The organism is Lentzea californiensis (assembly GCF_024648825.1).
GTDB lineage: Bacteria > Actinomycetota > Actinomycetes > Mycobacteriales > Pseudonocardiaceae > Lentzea > Lentzea californiensis.
On sequence record NZ_JANBBE010000009.1, the window covers coordinates 264,515 to 284,225 of the forward strand.

Annotated in this window: 16 protein-coding genes; 2 read left to right on the forward strand and 14 right to left on the reverse strand. The window is 69.5% G+C overall.

Features of this window, described 5'->3' with window-relative positions; genetic code table 11:
* Positions 1–109 precede the first annotated feature (109 nt).
* The 5 genes from LX88_RS30060 to LX88_RS30080 all read right to left on the reverse strand — a co-directional run bounded on the left by LX88_RS30060 (position 110) and on the right by LX88_RS30080 (position 7,071).
* Positions 110–2,680 carry a glycoside hydrolase family 9 protein gene (locus LX88_RS30060; RefSeq protein WP_258951133.1) on the reverse strand — a complete coding sequence of 857 codons (2,571 nt, stop codon included), beginning with the start codon at positions 2,678–2,680 and terminating at the stop codon, positions 110–112.
* 175 nt (positions 2,681–2,855) lie between these two features.
* A complete protein-coding gene (locus tag LX88_RS30065; protein WP_258951134.1) occupies positions 2,856–4,037 on the reverse strand; it encodes a mandelate racemase/muconate lactonizing enzyme family protein in 1,182 nt (393 codons plus the stop codon).
* 1 nt (position 4,038) lies between these two features.
* Positions 4,039–4,866, reverse strand: coding sequence for a carbohydrate ABC transporter permease (locus LX88_RS30070; protein WP_258951135.1), 828 nt, complete (start codon positions 4,864–4,866; stop codon positions 4,039–4,041).
* The gene (locus tag LX88_RS30075) at positions 4,866–5,798 is read right to left on the reverse strand and encodes a carbohydrate ABC transporter permease (protein WP_258951136.1); all 933 of its coding nucleotides are present in this window, start codon (positions 5,796–5,798) and stop codon (positions 4,866–4,868) included. The genes LX88_RS30070 and LX88_RS30075 overlap by 1 nt, the downstream gene beginning before the upstream one ends.
* A 4-nt stretch (positions 5,799–5,802) precedes the next feature.
* Complete coding sequence (locus tag LX88_RS30080) at positions 5,803–7,071, reverse strand: ABC transporter substrate-binding protein (RefSeq protein WP_258951137.1); 1,269 nt, start codon at positions 7,069–7,071, stop codon at positions 5,803–5,805.
* A 148-nt stretch (positions 7,072–7,219) separates the two neighbouring features.
* On the opposite strand from LX88_RS30080, the gene LX88_RS30085 reads away from it, so the two are divergent.
* The gene (locus LX88_RS30085) at positions 7,220–7,984 is read left to right on the forward strand and encodes a FadR/GntR family transcriptional regulator (protein WP_258951138.1); all 765 of its coding nucleotides are present in this window, start codon (positions 7,220–7,222) and stop codon (positions 7,982–7,984) included.
* A 3-nt stretch (positions 7,985–7,987) separates the two neighbouring features.
* Here the strand turns inward: LX88_RS30085 and LX88_RS30090 are convergent, their stop codons facing one another.
* On the reverse strand, positions 7,988–8,587 hold the full coding sequence (locus tag LX88_RS30090; protein ID WP_258951139.1) for a TetR/AcrR family transcriptional regulator: 600 nt from the start codon (positions 8,585–8,587) through the stop codon (positions 7,988–7,990).
* An 86-nt stretch (positions 8,588–8,673) separates the two neighbouring features.
* On the opposite strand from LX88_RS30090, the gene LX88_RS30095 reads away from it, so the two are divergent.
* Positions 8,674–9,231, forward strand: a complete 558-nt coding sequence (locus LX88_RS30095) for an NAD(P)H-dependent oxidoreductase (RefSeq protein WP_258951140.1) — start codon at positions 8,674–8,676, stop codon at positions 9,229–9,231.
* Positions 9,232–9,275: 44 nt separating this feature from the next.
* Here the strand turns inward: LX88_RS30095 and LX88_RS30100 are convergent, their stop codons facing one another.
* The 8 genes from LX88_RS30100 to LX88_RS30135 form a co-directional block, all read right to left on the reverse strand.
* The gene (locus tag LX88_RS30100; RefSeq protein WP_090064640.1) at positions 9,276–9,581 is read right to left on the reverse strand and encodes a hypothetical protein; all 306 of its coding nucleotides are present in this window, start codon (positions 9,579–9,581) and stop codon (positions 9,276–9,278) included.
* A gap of 145 nt (positions 9,582–9,726) precedes the next feature.
* On the reverse strand, positions 9,727–10,746 hold the full coding sequence (locus tag LX88_RS30105; RefSeq protein WP_090064639.1) for a LacI family DNA-binding transcriptional regulator: 1,020 nt from the start codon (positions 10,744–10,746) through the stop codon (positions 9,727–9,729).
* A complete protein-coding gene (locus tag LX88_RS30110; RefSeq protein ID WP_258951141.1) occupies positions 10,743–12,119 on the reverse strand; it encodes a GH1 family beta-glucosidase in 1,377 nt (458 codons plus the stop codon). Before LX88_RS30110 ends, LX88_RS30105 begins: the two co-directional genes overlap by 4 nt.
* A 2-nt stretch (positions 12,120–12,121) precedes the next feature.
* Positions 12,122–12,937 (reverse strand): carbohydrate ABC transporter permease, encoded by an 816-nt coding sequence (locus tag LX88_RS30115; RefSeq protein ID WP_258951142.1) that lies wholly within the window; start codon positions 12,935–12,937, stop codon positions 12,122–12,124.
* Positions 12,934–13,893: a carbohydrate ABC transporter permease gene (locus LX88_RS30120; protein WP_258951143.1), complete on the reverse strand. Its 960-nt coding sequence runs from the start codon at positions 13,891–13,893 to the stop codon at positions 12,934–12,936. The genes LX88_RS30115 and LX88_RS30120 overlap by 4 nt, the downstream gene beginning before the upstream one ends.
* Positions 13,893–15,173: an ABC transporter substrate-binding protein gene (locus tag LX88_RS30125; protein ID WP_372511440.1), complete on the reverse strand. Its 1,281-nt coding sequence runs from the start codon at positions 15,171–15,173 to the stop codon at positions 13,893–13,895. The genes LX88_RS30120 and LX88_RS30125 overlap by 1 nt, the downstream gene beginning before the upstream one ends.
* A 538-nt stretch (positions 15,174–15,711) precedes the next feature.
* Positions 15,712–16,734, reverse strand: a complete 1,023-nt coding sequence (locus LX88_RS30130; RefSeq protein ID WP_372511441.1) for a LacI family DNA-binding transcriptional regulator — start codon at positions 16,732–16,734, stop codon at positions 15,712–15,714.
* Positions 16,735–16,872: 138 nt separating this feature from the next.
* Positions 16,873–19,515 carry a glycoside hydrolase family 9 protein gene (locus LX88_RS30135; RefSeq protein ID WP_258951145.1) on the reverse strand — a complete coding sequence of 881 codons (2,643 nt, stop codon included), beginning with the start codon at positions 19,513–19,515 and terminating at the stop codon, positions 16,873–16,875.
* Positions 19,516–19,711: the final 196 nt, after the last annotated feature.

Below are 19,711 nucleotides of genomic sequence, written 5' to 3' on the forward strand. Positions count from 1 at the left end.
TCAAGTTTCATCTGGATAACAGCAGGTACTGCCTGTTAGCGCTCACAGAGGCCGCAAACGCAGAGCGCCCGCCGCCACCGAAGTGACAGCGGGCGCATCCCTGGTGCGGTCAGGCGATCTTGCAGGCCTTCCCGTTGATCGTGAAGGCGGTCGGGTCGGTTCCGGTGCCGGAACCGTTGAATCCGATGTGGACCGACTTGCCCGGTCCGACCTGGCCGTTCCACGGCATGCTGGCGGCCGTCACGTCACGCCCGGTCTGGCTCCACGTCGCCGACCACCCGGCGGTGACCTTCTGGGTGCCGGGAAACGCGAACCCGAGCTTCCACGACGTCCACGCGGTCGTGCCGGTGTTGGTGATCTTCACCTGGGCCGACAGTCCGTCGTTCCACCTGCCGGCGGTGAAGCCGACCTCGCAGTCGGACTTCGGCGTGGAGGTGCCGGACTTCTCCGCGGCCCAGCCCGAGACCCAGGCGAGAGCGGAGTTCCAGTTCACCGCCACCTCGTTGACCGAGTAGGCGCCGATGTCGTCCACCCAGCACTTCTGCTGCGGGCAGCCGGCGAGCAGCCGCTGCGCCACCGGGTCCTGCAGGGCGCTGTTCGGGCCGCCGGACAGCGAACCGGGCGGCGCGATCGGCAGGGTCGGGTCGTTCTGGTTCGCCCAGAACCGGTGGTGCGCGTTGCGCATCGCCTGGTCGCCGTAACCCGCCACGTACGAGGTGCTCAGCGGGTTGCGGCCGAGGACGTAGTGCAGTGCCTCGAACACGCCGTCGCGGTACTTGGCGGCACCGGTGAAGTCGTGGGCGAGCGCGAGCACCTGGGCGTTGTTGAGGACCGCGGAGTTCGAGCCCCAGACGTACCCGTCCACGCTGTTGTCGTACGGAGCGGCGTAGCCCATTCCCGCCATGGCGGTCAGGTGCTGGTCCGCGACGGTGGCGAACGCGGACTTGATCGCCGTGACGTCCGCCGCCGGCAGGCCGTTGGGGGCCAGGGCGAGCGTGATGTCACCGAGCGGCGCGGTGCCGCCCCAGTAGAAGCCCGCCCTGGTCAGACCGGCTGCCTTGTAGTGCGGTGAGGCCGTCACGTCGGTGCGGTAGGCGGTGTCGCCGGTGGTCGCGTACAGCTCCGACGCCGCCCAGTAGAACTCGTCGCTGACGGTGCTGTCGCTGTAGGCGCCACCGCCGGTGCCGTCGTTCGGGTCGGCGATCTTGGCCGGGTTCGCCTTCGCCGCCGCGTAGGCCTTGCGGGCCGCCGTGAGCAGCGTGGCGGAGTATGTCGCGTCGACGCCCTTCCACAGCCGGGACGCCTGCGCGGCGACGGCGGCCAGGTTCAGCGTCGCGGCCGTGCTGGTCGCGGACAGGCGGCGCGGCTGGTCGTCCAGTTCGGGACGGGTCGGCAGGGCCGTCCAGTTCGCGTCGTGGATCTTGTGGTGCGCCATGCCGTCGGGTGCCTGCATCTTCAGCAGGAAGTCGACCTCCCAGCGCGCCTCGTCGAGCAGGTCCGGCACGCCGTTGGACTTCTCCGGGATGGCGAGCGTGCCATCGCGGAACGCCGTCGCGTCACCGACGCGGGTGGCCCGCTCGTAGGAGTTGAGCAGCTGCCAGGCCGCGATGCCGCCGTTGACCACGTACTTGCCGTGGTCGCCCGCGTCGTACCAGCCGCCGCGCACGTCGAGCGTGTAACCGCAGGCGAGGTCGGCGCGGCACGGCACGTTGTTGTCGCCCTGGTTCGGCGCGACGTTGACGTGCCCCGCGGGCCGGGAGTACTCGTCCCCGACGTACTGCGCCTCGATCGGCGTTCCACTGCGCTGGTGGTAGAAGAACGCGAGCGAGTCGTAGCGCAGCCGCTTGACCGGGTCCGCGGAGATGTCGAACGGGAAGCTGCTGTCCTCGCCGACGGACAGCGTGTAGCCGGTTCCGGCCGTGTCGAACGACGAGAAGTCGATCTGGTGCACCGGGTCGCCGGACGTGGCGTCCGCGCCCTTGGGCGTGCTCTGGCCGGTGGCGACGGCCGTGCCCGCGGAGTTCTTGAGCGTCCACGTCTGCGGCGTCGTCGCCGTGGAGACGAGGGTCGCGCGCTTGGGCAGACCCGGCACGTACCCGACCAGGTCGACCTGGACCTTCTTGGTGGGGTTGGGGTTGACGCCACCGGGCGGCTTCACGCCGCCGACCACGGAGACGTTGTCCACGCAGATCGTGTTGTCGGCGGCCTGTCCGCCCAGCTGGAACGCGACCTGACCGTTGCCCGCGTCCGGGAAGTCCAATGTGGACGTGAAGGTGAACGTGAACCGCTGCTTGGCCGGCGAGAGCGTGAACTGCTGGCTCGCGATCCCGCGGTACGGGCTCACGCTCTCGCCCGCGGCGGCCGTGATCGGCTGCGCGGTCGTGGCGTGGGCGTCGAACGAGAAGGTGTAGGACTGGCCGGTCTCGAACGGGACGCCGTTCTGGCCGATCAGGGCGTCCCACGGGTTCGTGGTGCCGCCGGTGACCGCCGCGCACAACTCGCCGCCGGTGACCCGGTTGGTCACCCCGGCGCCGCTCCACCAGGGATCGGCGGCGCCGGTGTCGAACGTGCCGTTGAGCACGCGTTCGTAGTCCGCCGCCGCAGCGGCGCCCTGGAGTGAGCTCGCTGCCAGCACCGCGAGCAGGGTCGCGGCGAGGAGACGTGGGGGTTGCGATCTCATGCTTTGAGGTTCTCCGTCCTCGTCGACGGTCGGTCTGGGAGCGCTCCCAGACCGTAGGCCGAGTTCGCTGACGGCTACAAGCCCCGTTCGTTCACCGGCCCGCTTTCGACGATCGATTCGACTCGAACCGCCTGGTGTGACCGAGAAAATCCACTGTGGACAGTCGAATGACCCGCTACACCCCGGCGTTGAGAACAGGGCTCTCCTCGCCCGCCTCCACCGCGTACAGGCGCCGTCCCGCGTGCTCGGGCCGGATGTGCGTCCCGCCGGCCGTGGGGTGGGGGAGCAGGTGGCTCGACGCGGCGATGGTCTTCTCGTCGAGCCGCACGCCCAGCCCGGGGCTGTCGCCGAGGACGTAGGCGCCGTCCTCGACGTGCAGGTCGAGTGAGACGCCCACCGCGGGCCGCAGGTCCTGCAGTTCGCTGACCAGGTGGTTGGGCACCGACGTGGCGCCGTGCAGCAGGCCGATCGGGCTGGTGCCGATGGGACTCACGGGCAGGTCGTGGGCGTGCGCGAGGGCGGCGACCCGGAGGAAGTGGGTGATGCCCCAGACTCCGGCGGTCTGCACGACGTCGACGGCGCCGGCCGCCATGAGCGGGCGGTGCTGCTCGAGCCCGGTCAGGTTCTCGCCGGTGGCGACGGAGGCGCGGATCCCGCGCCCGACCGCGGCGTGGCCCTCCACGTCCCAGCGCCGGACGGGCTCCTCGACCCACGTGAGGTCGAAGGTCCTTTCGAGCTCGGCGACGTAGCGGACCGCCTGCTTGCGCGTCCAGGTCTCGTTGACGTCCAGCATCAGGCCCGGCCGGGCGCCGCCGCCCGCCTCCGTCAGGACGTCCCGCACGAGGCCGAGGCGGTGCCGGTCGCGGTCGACGTCGAGGCCGCCCTTGATCTTCGCCGCGCGCAGCCCGTGATCGGCGTAGATCTGGTACGCCGCAACGAGTTCGTCGTCGGTCAGCGCGATGTCCAAGGCTGAGGCGTAGGCGGGCACGCGGCGGTCCCGGCCGCCGAGCAACCGCCACAGCGGTTCCCCTGCCGCCTGGGCCTTGATGTCCCACAACGCGCTGTCGAACGCGCCGATGGTGCCGAACACCGCACCGGCGTGCCCGGCCTTGAACATCCGGCGCAGCATCCGGTCGTACAGGGCGGTGACGCAGCGCGGGTCCTCGCCCTCGATGGCGGCGAAGACGGCCTCGATCTCCACGTGCGGGCCGAGTCCCACACCGGTGAGGCCCTCGTCGGTCTCCACGACGACGATCGGGACCCGGACGAGGCCGTCGGGGATCACGCCGTTGGCGTCGCCGACCGGACGGCCCCAGTCCTGGACCGTCGTGAGCGTCCGGTAGCCAGTGATGCGCATGTCAGCCCTTCGTGGACCCGGCGGTGACACCGTCGGCGATCTGGCGTTGCAGGAACAGGTAGACGACCAGGACGGGGACCGCGGCGATCAGCACGCCCGCCGCGAACGTGGGGATGTCGTCGGAGTACTGCCCGCGCAACGACGTGACGCCGATCATGAGCGTGCGGTGCTCCGCGGACGGCATCATCAGCAACGAGATGAGTACGTCGTTCCAGCAGAACAACGCGTTGAGCACACCGACCGACAACAGCGCGGGCGCACCTATCGGCAGCATGATCCGCCAGTAGACCCCGTAGACGGAGTTCCCGTCGATGCGCGCGGCGTCGACGATCTCCGCCGGCACGGTGGCGTAGTAGCTCGTCAGCAGGAAGATCGTGAACGGCAGGAACTGCGCCACGTACGCGAGCACCAGGCCGGGGTAGGTGTCGATGAGACCGGTGTCCGCCATGGTCCGCGCCAGCGGCACCATGATCACCTGAAACGGCACGAACAACGCCGCGAGGATCCCCAGGAAGAGCGCGGACGAGCCGCGGAACCTCAGCCGCCCCAGCGCGAAGCCCGCCATCGATCCGAACAACAGCAGCAGTGCGACCGAGCACGCCACGACGACCACGGAGTTCAGGAAGTAGCGGGACATCCCGACGCTCGTCCACGCCCTGACGACGTTGTCGAGGCTGAACGAGTCCGCCGGGGAGAACCGGTCGAGGACGTACTCACGGCGGGTCTTCATGGCGACGTTGGTGGTGAACACCAGCGGGTAGACCGTGGCCACGGCGAGGGCGGCCATCGGGACGGCGGCCACCCACCTGGCCGGCCGGGTGCCGGGCATCAGTCCTCCTTGCCGGCGGCGCGGCGCAGGATCGCGATCTGCGCCAGCCCCACCACGAGCATGATCAGGAACAGCGCGGTCGAGGCCGCGGAGGCGAGCGCGGGCTGGTTCAACCGGCCCTGCTGGATCCAGATGTAGTACTCGGGCAGGTACGTCGACCCCTCCGGCCCGCCGCTCGTCATCACGTAGAGCAGGCCGAACATCGAGGTCAGCATGCCGATCATGGTGGTGACGAAGACGAACTGGATCGTGCGCGTGAGGCTCGGGACGATCACGTGCCGGACCGTCTGCGGGAACGACGCGCCGTCCGTCTTCGCCGCGTCGAGCAGCGACTGGTCGAGGGTGGCGAACCCGGCCAGGAAGACGACGAGCGCCATGCCGAACGTCGCCCAGACGTGCACCGCGACAACAACGAAGAACGCCACGTCGGGATCGCCGAGCCAGTCGACTGGACCGAGTCCCAGGCCGCCGAGGAACCCGTTGAGCGGGCCGTCGAACGCCAGCAGCAGCGTGAAGATCGCGCCGACGATCACCGGCGAGAGCACCGCGGGGAAGAAGTAGACGCCGCGGTAGAGCCGGTGTCCTGGCACGCGCAGGTAGATCAGCGTGGCGAGGAGCCCCGGGATCGCCACCGCCACCGGGAGCAACAGGACGAGCAGCCCGACGTTGCGCAGGGCCGTGCGGAACAGCGGATCGGCGAACAGGGTCGCGTAGTTGTCGAGGCCGACCATCACGCCGTCGCGGTCACCGTCGCCGGTGAACGAGAAGTTGACGCCCAGCACCAACGGCCACAGGCGCAGCCCGGCGATGATCAGGACGGCCGGTGCCACGAGCGCCAGGGGAGCGAGGCGCTCGGCCCGCGAGCCGGACCGGCGCGGCCTCGCGGGCCCGGCCGGAGCCGGGCGCGCGGGGGAGAGCGTGGGTGCCGCCACGGCGTCAGCCGGTCTTGTCGGAGGCGGCCAGCTGCGCTACCGCGTCGTCCACTGTGGCCGATCCGCTCAGGAGTTGCTGGGAGAGACGTCCCATCAGGTCGAGGGTCTTGGACGACAGGGCGACGTGCAATGCGGGCTTGCCCGCCTCGACCTCCGCGACGATCGTCTTGACGGCGGGCCCGCCGGAGGAGACGTCGATCGTCGCGTCGGACGCGATGGCGCCGCCGTCGGCGTAGAACGCTTTCAGCGCGTCGGCGGAAGTCAGTGAGCGCACCAGGTCCGCCGCCAGCTTCGGGTCCTTGGTCCACTTCGCGACCGCGTATCCGATGCCGCCGTCGAACGGCAGGCTCGGCTTCGCCGCGGTGGTGACGACGGGCGCCCGCATCACGCCGAGCTTCTCCGGCGTGAGGAACTCGGCGAAGTCCTTCCAGTGCCCGACGTCCGACATCAGGCCGATGACGTGGGCGGCCTTGCCGGAGTTGAAGAGCGCGAACGCGTCGTTGAACATCGCCGTGGAGTTGGCGCCGTCGGTGTTCAGGCCGGAGTCGCCGGTCTGCTTCCACAGCTCGAAGATCCGCTTGACGTCCGCCGAGGCCCAGTCGCGCTTCCCGGCGATCCAGTCGTCGTACTCCTGCGGTGTCAGGACCGACGATCCCATGGCGGACAGGAAGAACTGGATGCCGAAGCCCTCCTTGTTGCCCTGTGCCAGGCACTTCGCGCCGGTCTTCGCCGCGATCACACCGCAGTTCCGGACGAAGTCGTCCCAGGTCTTCGGCGGGGCGTCCGGGTCGAGGCCGGCCTTCCCGTAGAGGTCCTTGTTGTAGTAGACGGGATGGCCCTGCAGGGTCACGGGTGCGGCGTAGGTCTTGCCGTCCTTGGTGAACGCGTCCCAGCCGGCCAGCCGCTGCCGGTCGTCGCCGACGTAGGTGTCGATCGGGGTGAGCGCGGCGGCGCGGTCGCGGATCTGCCCGCCACCGTTGAACAGCACGACGTCGGGACCCTTGCCGGCCTGGATGGCCGCGCCGAGCAGGGTGTAGTACTGGTCGAACGGCTGGGCTACGAACTCGACGGTCACACCGGGGTGCTTCTTCGCGAAGTCGGCCTTCGCCTTCTCCACGTAGGCGGCGGCCTCGGCGTCACCGGACTTCCAGTCCCAGACCACGAGCTTGTCGCTCGAGCCGGTCGAGGAGCCCGGCCCGGACGCGCTGCCGCATCCCGCCGTCAGCGTCAGCCCCACGACCAGGGCGGCGGACCAGAGCGTGCGCTGCTTCATCGCTGGCTCACTTCTCTTCCCGAGAGGGCGCCGGGCTGCGTCGTTCCCGACGGGGTGCGGTGAACGTAAGTCGTATGACGTATTACGTCAATCGCCCGTTCTGCAGTACCCTCGCCGCACCTGCCCGCACGACGCGACCGGAGGACCGATGACCGCGTCAGGCCCGAGACCGGCCGCCGCCACCCCGAGCTGGGTGCGCAGGCCGGCGAGTCTGGCCAGCGCGGTGACCGCCGAGCTGGTGAGCCGGATCGTGCGCGGCGACCACCCCTCCGGGACGTCGCTGCCTCCCGAGCCGGCGCTGTGCGAGGCCTTCTCGGTGAGCAGGACCGTCATCCGCGAAGCGGTGAAAGTGCTGCAGGAGAAGGGTTTGGTGCAGGTGCGCCAGGGTGCGGGCACCCAGGTCACCCCGCCGTCGGCGTGGAACGTGCTCGACGAGCTCGTCCTGGGAGCCGTCGTCGCCGAGGACGAGACGCTCGCCGTGCTCGACGACCTGGTGGTGACCCGGCGCCTGCTCGAGTCGGACATGGCCCAGGCCGCTGCCCGCACCGCCGACGAGGCCACCGTCACGGCGCTGCGTGACCTCGTGGAGCTGATGGACCGCCTGACCGGTGACCCGGACGCGTACCGGGAGCAGGACCGGCTCTTCCACGACCGGATCATGCGGGCCTCCGGCAACCGCATCGCCAGGGGAGTGGTGCGCGCGCTGGAGAGCCAAGTGATCAACACCGCCCGCTACACGGGCCGCAGCGACCGAGCCCTGTGCGCCGCCTCGAACGCGGGCCACCGCCGCGTCTGCGAACGGATCGCCGCCCACGACCCCGCCGGTGCCGCCGAGGCCATGTTCACGCACATCACCGAGGCCTGGCTGGTCCGCCGCAGCGACGTGGGGGATCCCAGCCGCCTGGAGCGGTAGAGGTCAGGCCAGGAGCCGGTCGAGGAGGTCGTGCCACCCGGCCTCCACCCGCGCCAGCGCCATGCCGTGGCCGCGGACGAGGTGGTCGGTCAGCACGACGTCCACCGACGCCAGCAGGGTGTGGGCGAGCAGGTCGGCGTCGGCGCCGGGCAGGAGCGCGCGCACCAGCACGGCCACGTGCCGGTGGCGCAACTGCCGGGCCGGGACCGAGAACCGGCGGCTCGGCGACGGTTCGGCCGCCAGGTAGAGCTCGAGGTCGGCGTGCTCGTGGCGCAGCAGGGCCGGGCCGAACGCCCTGAGCCGCGTGGCCGCGTCCGCCTCCGGTCCGAGCGGTGGTGCTCCGCTGAGGAACGACTCCTGGAACTGGCTCTCCGAACGGTCCAGCAGGGCCCGGATCAGGCCGTTGCGGTCACCGAAGCGCCGCGACACCGTGCCCTTGCCGACCCCGGCCTCCGCGGCGACCGACTCCATCGTGATCGCCGCCGCACCCCGTCGTGCCGCCAGCCGGGCGGCTGCCTCCAGCAGCAACGCCCGGTTGCGCACGGCGTCCGCGCGCAGCTGTGGCTCGGCGCCGGCGAGGGACAGGGATGTGCCGTCGATCACCTGGGCAGCGTATCCGGAAGATAACCGGGCCGCGTCCCGTTTAGCGTGTAGTCGTTCAAGCACACAACGCACCTGGGAGTCTCTCCATGGCCGTTCGCATCCTCACGCTCGTCGGCAGCCTTCGTTCGGGATCGCACAACCGCAGGCTTGCCGAGGCGGCGGTCCAGATCGCGCCCGAGCACGTCGAGGTCGGCCTGTTCGAGGGTCTGGACACCGTGCCGTTCTACAACGAGGACATCGACGCCGAAGGCAGCGTGCCCGCCTCCGCCGCCCGGCTGCGGGAGGCCGCCGCCGAGGCGGACGCCCTGCTCCTGGTGTCGCCCGAGTACAACGGCACGATCCCCGCCGTGCTGAAGAACGCCATCGACTGGCTGTCGCGGCCCTACGGCGCGGGCGCCCTGTCCGGCAAGCCGGTCGCCGTCGTGGGCACCGCGTTCGGCCAGTACGGCGGCGTGTGGGCGCAGGACGAGGCCCGCAAGGCCGTCAAGATCGCCGGTGGCGTGGTCGCCGAGGACCTGACGCTCTCGATCCCCGAGTCGGTGGTGCGTTTCGCCGAGCTCCACCCGGTCGACGACCCCGAGGTCACCGAGAAGCTGTCCGGAGTGGTCGAAGGCCTCGCCGCTCGCGCCGCCGCCACCGTCTGACCACACGACGCTGATGTCCCTCGGCCGCGACGCGGCCGAGGGCTTCAGCGCATCGTGACGGCGCGCCAGTGCGCCGAGTCGTCCTGGGTGCCGGGGCGGTTCTCCTGGTACCAGTCCATGATGCGCCGCCGCCCGGCGTCCGTGATGTGGTAGCCGAGGTGGTCGCCGACCGGCGCCCAGATCAGCTCGCTCTTCAGGGCGTGCTCGATGGCGTCACGCCGGCACATGCTCTGCAGCAACCACGGCCACACCATCCCCTGCGCGGTCATCCACAACACGCGCAGCACCGCTGTGTCCGGCAGTTCCGGACCGTCGTCCGGTGAATCGTCGAAGAATCGGCCCGCCTGCATCCGCAACCCCCGCTCTCTCCCACTCGCATGTCGTAATACGGCCTGGTCCTGGCTCTGGTTCAGGCCCGGGAGGAATTACTTCCGCCGCGAATGGGTTCGAGTCGATTCGACGCGGGACGATCGAACCGTTGGCGTACAAGCACGATCACGCGCTCGAGCGGCGCACCAGCGACGTGGGCAGCAGCATGGACTGCGGCAGCTTCTCCTCGCCGGCCAGCTCGGCGAGCAGCCGCCAGGTCAGGGCCCGGCCGAACCCCTCCACGTCCTGCCGCACGGTGGTGAGCGGCGGTACGGCCGTCGACGCGAGCACGGAGTCGTCGAAGCCCACCACCGCCACGTCGTCGGGGATCTTGTAGCCGCGCTCCTGGAGCACCCGCAACGCACCCAGCGCCATGATGTCCGCCGCCACGAAGACCGCGTCGAGATCGGGTGCCCTGCGCAGCAGCTCCTCCATCGCGAGCGCGCCGCTGTCGGGCGTGAAGTCGCTGTGCACCACCAGGTCCACTGGCATGCCGTGTTCCGCGAGCCCGCACCGCCAGCCGCTCAGGCGGTCCATGCCGACCGCCATGTCGACCGGGCCGGCGATCGTGGCGATCTTCTCGCGGCCCAGGGAGATGAGGAACCGGACGGCGCCGAGCGCGCCGTTGAAGTTGTCCGCGTCGACGAACGGGACGGAGCCGCCCGCGAGCGGACGGCCGCCCACCACGATGGGCAGCCCCGTCTCGTGCAACGTCCTGGGCAACGGGTCCTCGCCGTGCAGGCTCACGACGAGGGCGCCGTCGACGTGCCCGCCGGTGAGGTACGCGATCTGGTCCTCACCGTCGAGCGGCTGGTTCATCATCAGCAGGAGCTGGACGTGCCGTCCCGCGAGCTCCGCGTGCACCCCGCGCAGCACCCCGGCGAAGAACGGGTCGGCGAGCACCCGGCTGCCCTGCTCGGAGATGACCAGGGCGATCGCGTTCGCCTTGCTGCCCGCGAGGGTGCGCGCGGCGTGGTTGGGGCTGTACCCGAGCATGGCGATCGCGCGGTGCACCGCCTGGCGGGACCGCTCGCTCACGTACTTCTCGCCGTTGATCACCCGGGAGACGGTCGACTTCGACACCCCGGCCACGCGCGCGACCTCCTCGATGCGCGGGCCGGGGCGCCGACTCCTGCCTTCTGTCATGAGACGGCTACCAGCGCGTTGTCACGCGCCACCCTGCTGTACCACCTCGCACTCATCTTCGGCGTGCGGATCTGCGTGTCGTAGTCGACGTGGACGATGCCGAACCGCTTCGCGTACCCCTCTGCCCACTCGAAGTTGTCCAGCAGCGACCAGCAGAAGTAACCCCGCAGGTCCACGCCCGCCTCGATCGCCGCGTGGGCGGCGCGCAGGTGGGACGCGATGAAACCGGTGCGGTCCACGTCGTCGATCGCACCGTTGCCGGAGAAGTCGTCGCGGAACGCGGCGCCGTTCTCCGTGATGTACAGCGGAAGCCGCGGGTAGTCCTGGTGCACCCGCATCAGCACGGTGGTGAGCCCGTCCGGCCTGACCTCCCAGCCCATGTCCGTCATGGGAGCGTCCCTGGCCGGGAACGAGGCGTGCTGCACGCCGACCCACGGTGACGGGCCGGCCTCGCCGTTGGGCGTCGAGCTGACGTAGTGCTCGGTGTAGTAGTTGACGCCGAGCATGTCCATCGGCCCCGAGATGACACCGAGGTCGCCGTCCTTGATGTGCTCGCCGAACCCGTACGGCTCGAGGTCCGCGAGGATGTCGGCCGGGTACTCCCCGCGCAGCAACGGGTCCAGGAAGATCCGCTGCTGCAGACCGTCGAGCCTTCGCGCGACGTCGAGGTCCGCCGGGTTGCCCGGGTCCACGGGGATGATCGGGTACATGTTGAGCGTGATGCCCACCTTGGCGTCCGGCTGGGCGGCGCGGATGGTGTCGGCCGCGAGCCCGTGCGCGAGCAGCAGGTGGTGCACGGCGGCGACGGCGGCGGCCGGCTCCGTGCGGCCGGGGGCGTGGTTCCCGCCCGCGTAGCCGAGGAACGCCGAGCACCACGGCTCGTTCATCGTCGTCCAGGTGCCGACCCGGTCGCCGAGCGCCTCGACGGTGGAGGCCGCGTAGTCGGCGAACCGGAACGCGGTGTCGCGGTTCGCCCAGCCGCCGGCCTCCTCCAGCTTCTGCGGCAGGTCCCAGTGGTACAGCGTCGGCCACGGCACGATGTCGTGCGCCAGCAACGAGTCGATCAACCGCTGGTAGAAGTCGAGCCCAGCCTGGTTGACCTTCCCGCCGTCCGGTCGCACGCGCGGCCAGGCGATCGAGAACCGGTAGGCCTTGAGTCCCAGGTCCGCCATCATGGCGACGTCCTGCTCGAAGCGCCGGTAGTGGTCGGCGGCGGGTTCACCGCAGTCACCGCCCACCACCTTGCCGGGCTGACGGCAGAACTCGTCCCAGATGGAGTCTGTGCGGCCGTCCACGTCGGTCGCACCTTCCACCTGGAACGCGGCGGTCGCGGCTCCCCACAGAAAACCCTGCGGGAAAACAATGTTCTCCATTTTCACCCCTTGACGGCGCCCTGCATCACACCGGCGACGATCTGCCGCCCGAGCACGAGGAACACGATGAGCACCGGAACCGTCGCGAGCGTGGTTCCGGCGAGAACGAGCGAGTAGTCGACGTAGTAACCGCTTTGCAGCTTCTCCAGCGCGACCTGCAGCGTCGGATTGTCGGCGTTGAGCACGACCAACGGCCACAGGAAGTCGTTCCAGGACTGCATGAACGTGAACACGCCCAGCATCGCGGCGGCCGGCCTGGCGGCGGGCAGTGCGACGTGCCAGAACGCGCGCCACAGGCTGCAGCCGTCCATCCGCGCCGCCTCGACGAGTTCGTCGGGGATGGCGTCGAGCAGGTACTGGCGCATCCAGAACACGCCGAACGCCGTGACGAGGTTCGGCACGATCACGGCTTCCAGCCTGCCGGCCCAGCCGAACTCGGCCATCGCCATGTACAGCGGGATGATCCCGAGCTGGGTCGGCACCGCCAGCGTCGCCACCACGAACAGGAACAGCACGCCCCGGCCGCGGAAGCGCAGCTTGGCGAACGCGAACCCGGCCAGCGTCGAGAGCAGCACCACCGAGAACGTCACGGTGCCGGACACGATGAAGCTGTTGCCCAGCGCCTTCCAGAACGGCACGGTGTCGAACACCCGTGCCGCGTTGGAGAAGAAGTTCCCGCCGGGGATCAGCGTGAAGTCGCCGGTCAGCACCGAGTTGTCCCGGCTGGCGACCAGGAACGACCAGTAGAACGGGAAGGCGGAGCCGAGCACGAACGCGCCGAGGATCCCGTAGATCACGAAGGAAGGTCGTTTCATCATCGGACGGCCCTCCTGGTGATGAAGAAGTTGAGGGCGGCGACGGCGATCACGATCATGAACAGCACCCACGCGATCGCGGAGGCGTAGCCGAGGTCGAGGCCCTGGAACGCCGACTGGTACAGGTAGAGCACGACGGTCTGGTACTGGTGCTCCGTACCGCCGCCGCTGCCGCCGGACGGCTCGAACAGCTTCGGCTCGGTGAAGATCTGCAGGCCGCCGATGGTCGTGGTGATGATCACGAAGATCAGCGTCGGCTTCAGCATCGGGAGCGTGATGCTGAAGAACTGCCGCAGCGCGCTCGCGCCGTCCACCAGCGCGGCTTCGTAGACGTCACGCGGAATCGCCTGCATGGCGGCGAGGATGATCAACGCGTTGTAGCCCGTCCACCGCCAGTTCACCATCGACGCGATGGCGACGTGGCTGCCGAAGGTGCTGGCCTGCCAGTCGATCGGGTCGATGCCGATGATGCCGAGCACGTCGTTCACCAGGCCGTACTGCGGGCCGAACAGGTTGCCGAAGATGATCGTCAACGCCACGAGGCTCGCCACGTAGGGGAGCAGCACGCCCATCCGCCACCCGGTGCGGGCCCGCAGGTTCGCGTTCAGCAGTGCCGCGATCAGCACCGCGACGACGATCTGCGGCGCGCTCGAGAGCAGGAAGATGCTGAAGGTGTTGAAGAGCGCGTTCCAGAACTGGTCGTCCTCGAACAGCGTCCGGTAGTTCTCCAGACCGATGAACAGCGGCTCGTCGGCGCCGACCTCCCAGTCGAACAGGGAGACGTAGGCCGTGTAGAGCAACGGGAACAGCCCGATGGCCCCGAAGAGCACGAAGAACGGTGCGACGAAGAGGTACGGCGACACCTTGGTGTCCAGATTGGACAGCCGGTACCGCCGCGGAGGCCGCGGGCGAGCCTCCTGCGCTCGCCCGCGGTCAACCTTGGAGAGAGTGGCCGTCACTACTTGGCCGCCTTCTTCGCGCCCTCGACGGCGGTCGTCCAGGCTTCGTCGGCGTTCTTGCCCTGCTCGACCGACTGCAGTGCCGGGCTGAACACCGTCTCCTGGATCTGGCCGTCGGCCGGACCCTTGTACTGCGCTGCCTTGATCTTCTTGGCCTGCGTGGCGAACAGCTCGCCGGCCTTGACGCCGCCGAAGTAGGCGTTGGTCTGCTCCAGCAGCTCAGGCGCCTCGAGGGCCTTGGTCTGGCTGGGGAACGTGCCCTTGGCCTTGAACGCCTTGATCTGCTGCTCCGGCGCGGTCAACCAGGCGGCGAGCTCAGCGGCCTTCTTCGCGTTCTTGCTCTGCTTCGGCACGCTCAGGTAGGAGCCACCCCAGTTGCCGCCACCGTTCGGGAACGCGTCGGTGACCGCCCACTTGTCCTTGTTCTCGGGACCGGCCTGCGTCTCGACCACGCCGAGCATCCACGACGGGCAGGTCTTGGTGGCGAACTTGCCGAGCTTGAAGCCGGTGTTCCACTCGTTGCTGAACGCACCGAGCCGAGCCGACTGTCCCTTGGCGACAGCCCCGGTCACCGCGGTCCAGTTGGACTTGATGTCGGAGTTGGTGTCGACGACCAGCTTGTCGGACTTGTCGTAGTAGCCCGTCTCGAGCTGGTTGTGCATGGCGTTGTAGACCTGCGCGGCGCTGTCGAACCACGCGACGCCCGGAACCTTGGCGACGAACTGGTCACCGGCGGCGAAGTAGCTGTCCCACGTGGCGAAGAGCGCCTTGACGCCCTCGGGGTCGGACGGCAGACCGGCCTGCGCGAACAGGTCCTTGCGGTAGCACATGGCCAGCGGACCGATGTCGGTGCCGTAGCCGATGAGCTTGCCGTCCTTGGTGGTCATCGCCTGGGTCTTCCAGTCCAGCCAGCGCCCGTCCTCGATCTTCGGGCCGATCTCCTTGAGATCGTTGAACTGGGAGGCCTTCGACATCACCTGGCTGAGGTAGCCCTCTTCGACGCCCTCGATGTCCGCGAGGCCGGATCCCGCACCCAGCTTGGTGAACAGGTTCTGGTGGTGCGGCTGACCCTGGCCGGTCTTGCGCTGCGTGATCTTGACGTCCGGGTGAGCTGCCTCGTACTCCTTGAACAGCTCTTCATAACCGAACTCGTTGAACGTGGCGATCGTCAGCTCGGTGTTTCCATCTGCCGTCTGACTAGCCCCACCTGTCCCGCACGCTGTGGTGGCGGCGGCGGACACGGCGGCACAGATCAGCACGCTGATCCAACGGTGTCGCACGGGAGAACTCCTCTGGTCTCGGCGGCGGTTCTGGGAGCGCTCCCAGACGTCGAGGAGTGTCGTCCCGGCTTCGAACGTGTGTCAAGACACACTTCGGTCAGTGTCAAGCGCTTTCGGCGCCGGTCAACGGCATGACCTCGTCGTTCATGGTTCAGGTCACAGTTTTGAAACCTGGGAGCGTTCCCGGAAAAGTGACCGATGGGTTAACACTGCGTGCTTCTTCCGGCACTGAACGCGTCGAGCGGGTGGTGGGAGCGGGTGCGGACATGTCCGCCTGGGAAACGCGTCCGGTGGCGGATGGCGTCTTCGGGGACAGCGCCGTTCGGAGGACGGCGTTGGGCCGGAAAGGTTGATGCGGGGCGATGTTCGGTGAGGCTGCGTCAGGCGTGATGGCGTCGTGCGCACCGCGTCCGCCGGGCCTCGAACGGCTCGGCGCACGCCGTCTCCGGCGCCCGCTGTCCTGCTGCCCACCGCCTCTGGCGGAGCCTGCGTTCCGGGTCGCCGCGCCCAGCGGTCATCACGCCCGGTCTGCGCCGGCTCAGGCGCTCGCGCGGCGCACCAGAGACGTCGGCAGCAGCAGCGAGGGCGGCAGGCCGGCGTCACCGGCGAGCTCGCCCAGCAGCCGCCACGTCATCGTGCGGCCGAGCTGTTCGACGTCCTGGCGGACGGTCGTGAGCGGGGGAGTCGCGGTCGACGCGAGCAGCGAGTCGTCGAACCCGACGACCGCCACGTCCTCGGGAACGCGCCTGCCCCGTGCGTGCAGCACCTGCAGCACGCCCAGGGCGATGATGTCGGCGGCGACGAAGACGGCGTCGATGCCGGGGGCCCGGTCGAGCAGTTCCGTCATGGCGAGGGCACCGCTCTCCGGGGTGAAGTCGGCCTCCGCCACCAGGTCGGCGGACAGCCTCGCCTCGCCGAGGCCCCGCCGCCAGCCGCTGAGCCGGTCGAGGCCCGCCGCCATGTCGCGCGGGCCCGCCACGGTCGCGATCCTCGTGCGTCCCAGCGAGACCAGGTGCCGCACGGCGTCGAGGCCGCCGGTGAAGTTGTCCGAGTCCACGAACGGGACGGAGCCCGCCGCGAGAGGGCGGCCGCCGACCACCACCGGCAGGCCGTACTCCTGGAGCAGGAGCGGCAGCGGGTCGTCGCCGTGCAGGCTCACCAGCAGCGCGCCGTCCACGTGGCCGCCCGCCAGGTAGGCGAGGAGGTCGTCGTGGTCCTCCGGCCGGCTCAGCATCAGCAGCAGCTGGATGCGCCGCCCGGTCAGCTCCGCGTGCACGCCGCGCAGCACGCCCGCGAAGAACGGGTCGCCGAGGACCCTGCTGCCCTGCTCGGAGACGATCAACGCGATGGCGTTCGCCTTGTTGCCCGCGAGGGAGCGGGCCGCCTGGTTCGGGCTGTACTTGAGATGGGTGATCGCCGTGTGCACGGCGTCGCGTGCCTTGGCGCTCACGTACTGCTCGCCGTTGATCACCCGGGAGACCGTCGACTTGGACACTCCGGCCAGCCGGGCGACCTCTTCGATCCGCGGGCCGGGCCGTCGTTGCCGGTCGATCTCCGTCATGACGCTCATCGTAGGAGTCCGCGACCGTCAGATCGAACGTGACGAAACGCCCGCGTGTCCGATTCGTGAGAGCGCGACCGCGAAGTGGGAACGGGGCGGGACGCCTGTGCCGTGCAGAACGTCCCGCCCCGAAGTTCGTCAGGGCTCGGTGCCCCACGTGAGGGAGCCGCCGGTGTGGGCGGTGACCCGGTCGAAGTCGCTGAGCGCGTTGCTCACGCGATAGCTGTGGTCGTCGGTTTGGTTGAAAGAGGACCAATCGGACTTCGCTGTCCGCACCTGGATCTCACCCGTGCTCGCTCCCGCCGCGAGGCTGCCGGAACTGAAGGAGACCTCGACGTACGCGTCGGCGCCCGTGCGCGCGGCGGGGAGCTTGACCACGCGTACCTGGACGGTGGCGCACCCGATCTGCGCCCAGTCGCACCACACCTGGTAACTCGCCGACGGTGCGTCGCCGGTGAACCAGTACCTGATCGTCGTGGTGGTGAGGCTGACCGGCGCCGTGCCGCGGTTCGTCAGCTGGAGCGTGGCGCCGATCTGGTTCGACGTGGCCGAGCCGGATCCCTTGTGCTGCACCGCGAGAGTGGCGGCGACGCCGGGGAGCGTGCGCGTGCTGACCGGGGTGCTGGCACCGGACACGTTGCCCGCGGCGTCCCGGGCGCGCACCGAGAACGAGTACGGCGTGTCCGGTGAGAGGCCGGTGACCCGCAGGCTGGTCGTGGTCGCCGTTCCTGTGACGGTAGTGCCGCTGAGCACGTCGTACCCGGCCACTCCGACGTTGTCCGCGGAGGCGGTCCAGTTCAGCGTGACGTTCGTCGGACCGGCGTCGGAGGCGGTCAGTCCACCGGGGACGGACGGCGGTTCGCTGTCCTCCACGGCGCCGCCGGGCTCGGTGCCCCACACCGTCCTCCCGTCCTGGCGCAGCGTGATCCGGTCGGTCTGGGCGACGGTGTTGCCGCTGCCGAGGCCGGTGTGCGACCAGTCGTTGGCCGGGTCCCACGTGCCCGCGCTGGTGATGCGGAACTGGACCTCCTTGCGGAACGCGGACTGCCCGGCCGGAGCCACTCCGGTGCACGGGATCTCCACGTAGTAGATCGCGCCGCTGTGCTGCACCGGCGCTCCCGGCGTGCCGCACTGGTTGTAGTTCGTGGTGACCGTGATCTGGCCGGGCGTGGTGGCGCCGTCGAGCGTGAAGTAGTAGCGCAGGGTGCCGTTGAACGTCCGCGCCGGCCACGCGCTCTTGTTGAGCACGAAGGCCTTGATCTCGGTGAACTGGGCGGCGCTCTGGTTCACCGACGCCTGCACGGTCAGCTCGGGACCGTCGGGGGTCTCCGCGGCCGGGAAGGAGGCGAGCGGGGTGCCGCCGAACTCCCCGTACAGGCGGGCGAGCGCACCGGTGAAGCCTGCGTTGTAGTCGAGCGCGACCTCGTTCATCACGTAGTCGCTGCGGCTGTCGGTGTAGGCGTCGTTGTTCGTGCTGGGACCGCCGACCAGTGCGCCGTGGAGGACGTGCCGGCTGACGGCGGGCTCCTGGATGCTGTCGGCCCACGAACCGTGCGCGCCCCGGTGGTGGGGGTTGCGCGGCGGGTTGGTGCCGAACCCGACGACGTAACTCGCGTTGCGCGGGTTGTCGCCCAGGGCGTAGTTGATCTGCCGCACGCCGAAGTCGTGGTAGGTCCTGGCACGAGCACTGTCGCGAGTGGACAGCCAGTCCGAGTAGGTCAGCGCGGCGAACGCGGTGTTGGCGGCGTACCGCAGCGAACCCCAGCTGTCGAGCACCGCCTGACCGCCGGGGGAGTAGCGCACCCGGTTGCCGTTGTAGCCGGTGGTCCAGAAGTCCAGCCAGCGGTTGGCGTCGTTGACGTAGCCCTGCTCGCCGGTCAGCTTCGCCATCAGGACGTAGGCGCCGTAGGACTTGTCGTCCCAGGCGATGGTCCACTTGTAGGAGCGTTCGGTGCTCTGCGGCTCGGTGCCGAGCTTCTGGTACTCCGCCTTCGCCTTCGTCAGGTAGCTCGCGTCACCGGTGGCGCGGTGCAGCCAGATCGCGCCCCACACGAGCTCGTCCTGGTAGCCGCTCCAGGAGTTGTAGAAGCTCGCGGCGTCCGTGATGCACGAGCTGTACTTGCCCCGGTAGGTGTCCGCGAACGTGTAGAGCTGTTTGGCGTGTGTGAGGAGGGTGGCCGCGTAGGTGGGGTCGGTGTCCTTGAAGACCATCGAGGCCGAGGCCATCGCCGCCGCGTACTCGCCGGCGAGGTCGGATCCGGGGCACGAACTGTCCACTTTGTACGACGGACGGGCCATCGGCATGACCTCCGCCGAGCCCCACCACGCGTGGTCGGGGTTGCCCGCGCCGACCTGCCCGTAGACGACGTTCGGGGACGGGTGAGCCTTGATGATCCAGTCCGTGCCGTGCCGCAGGTTCGCCATGAGGTGCGGGAGCTGGCCGGAGCCCGCGTAGGCGGCCCGGTTCTCGACGGCGCCCCACGCGAGCATCGACACGCTGAACGCGAAGGGCAGCCCGAACTTCACGTGGTCACCGGCGTCGTAGAAGCCGCCGGACAGGTCGAGGCCGACGTCGGCGCCGTCGCGCATCGCCGAGTCCCCGCGCCAGCTCACCCGGTTGCCGGCGGGCAGCTTCCCCGAGCGCTGGGCGTCGTAGAACCAGACCGACTTCTGCAGCGCCTCGCCGTAGTTGAACGCCGGTGCGGCCGCCGAGGGGGACACCAGCGGACCGGCCGCCAGTGCGAGCAGCGCGACGACGACGGCTGTCACAGCTCTGATCACGCGACGGTGCACGTCAGCCTCCGATGACAGGGGAGCTGGGACTGGGAGCGCTCCCAGATTGAGGACTGTAACGGTCACGAAAGCGATTCGGCAGAGCGATTTCGCGTTCGATTTCGAATCGACGGAACGCTTCCTGGCGTTCTGGGAGATGGCTACAGTGCGGCCATCTGGGAACGCTCCCAGACCGGGAGGTGTG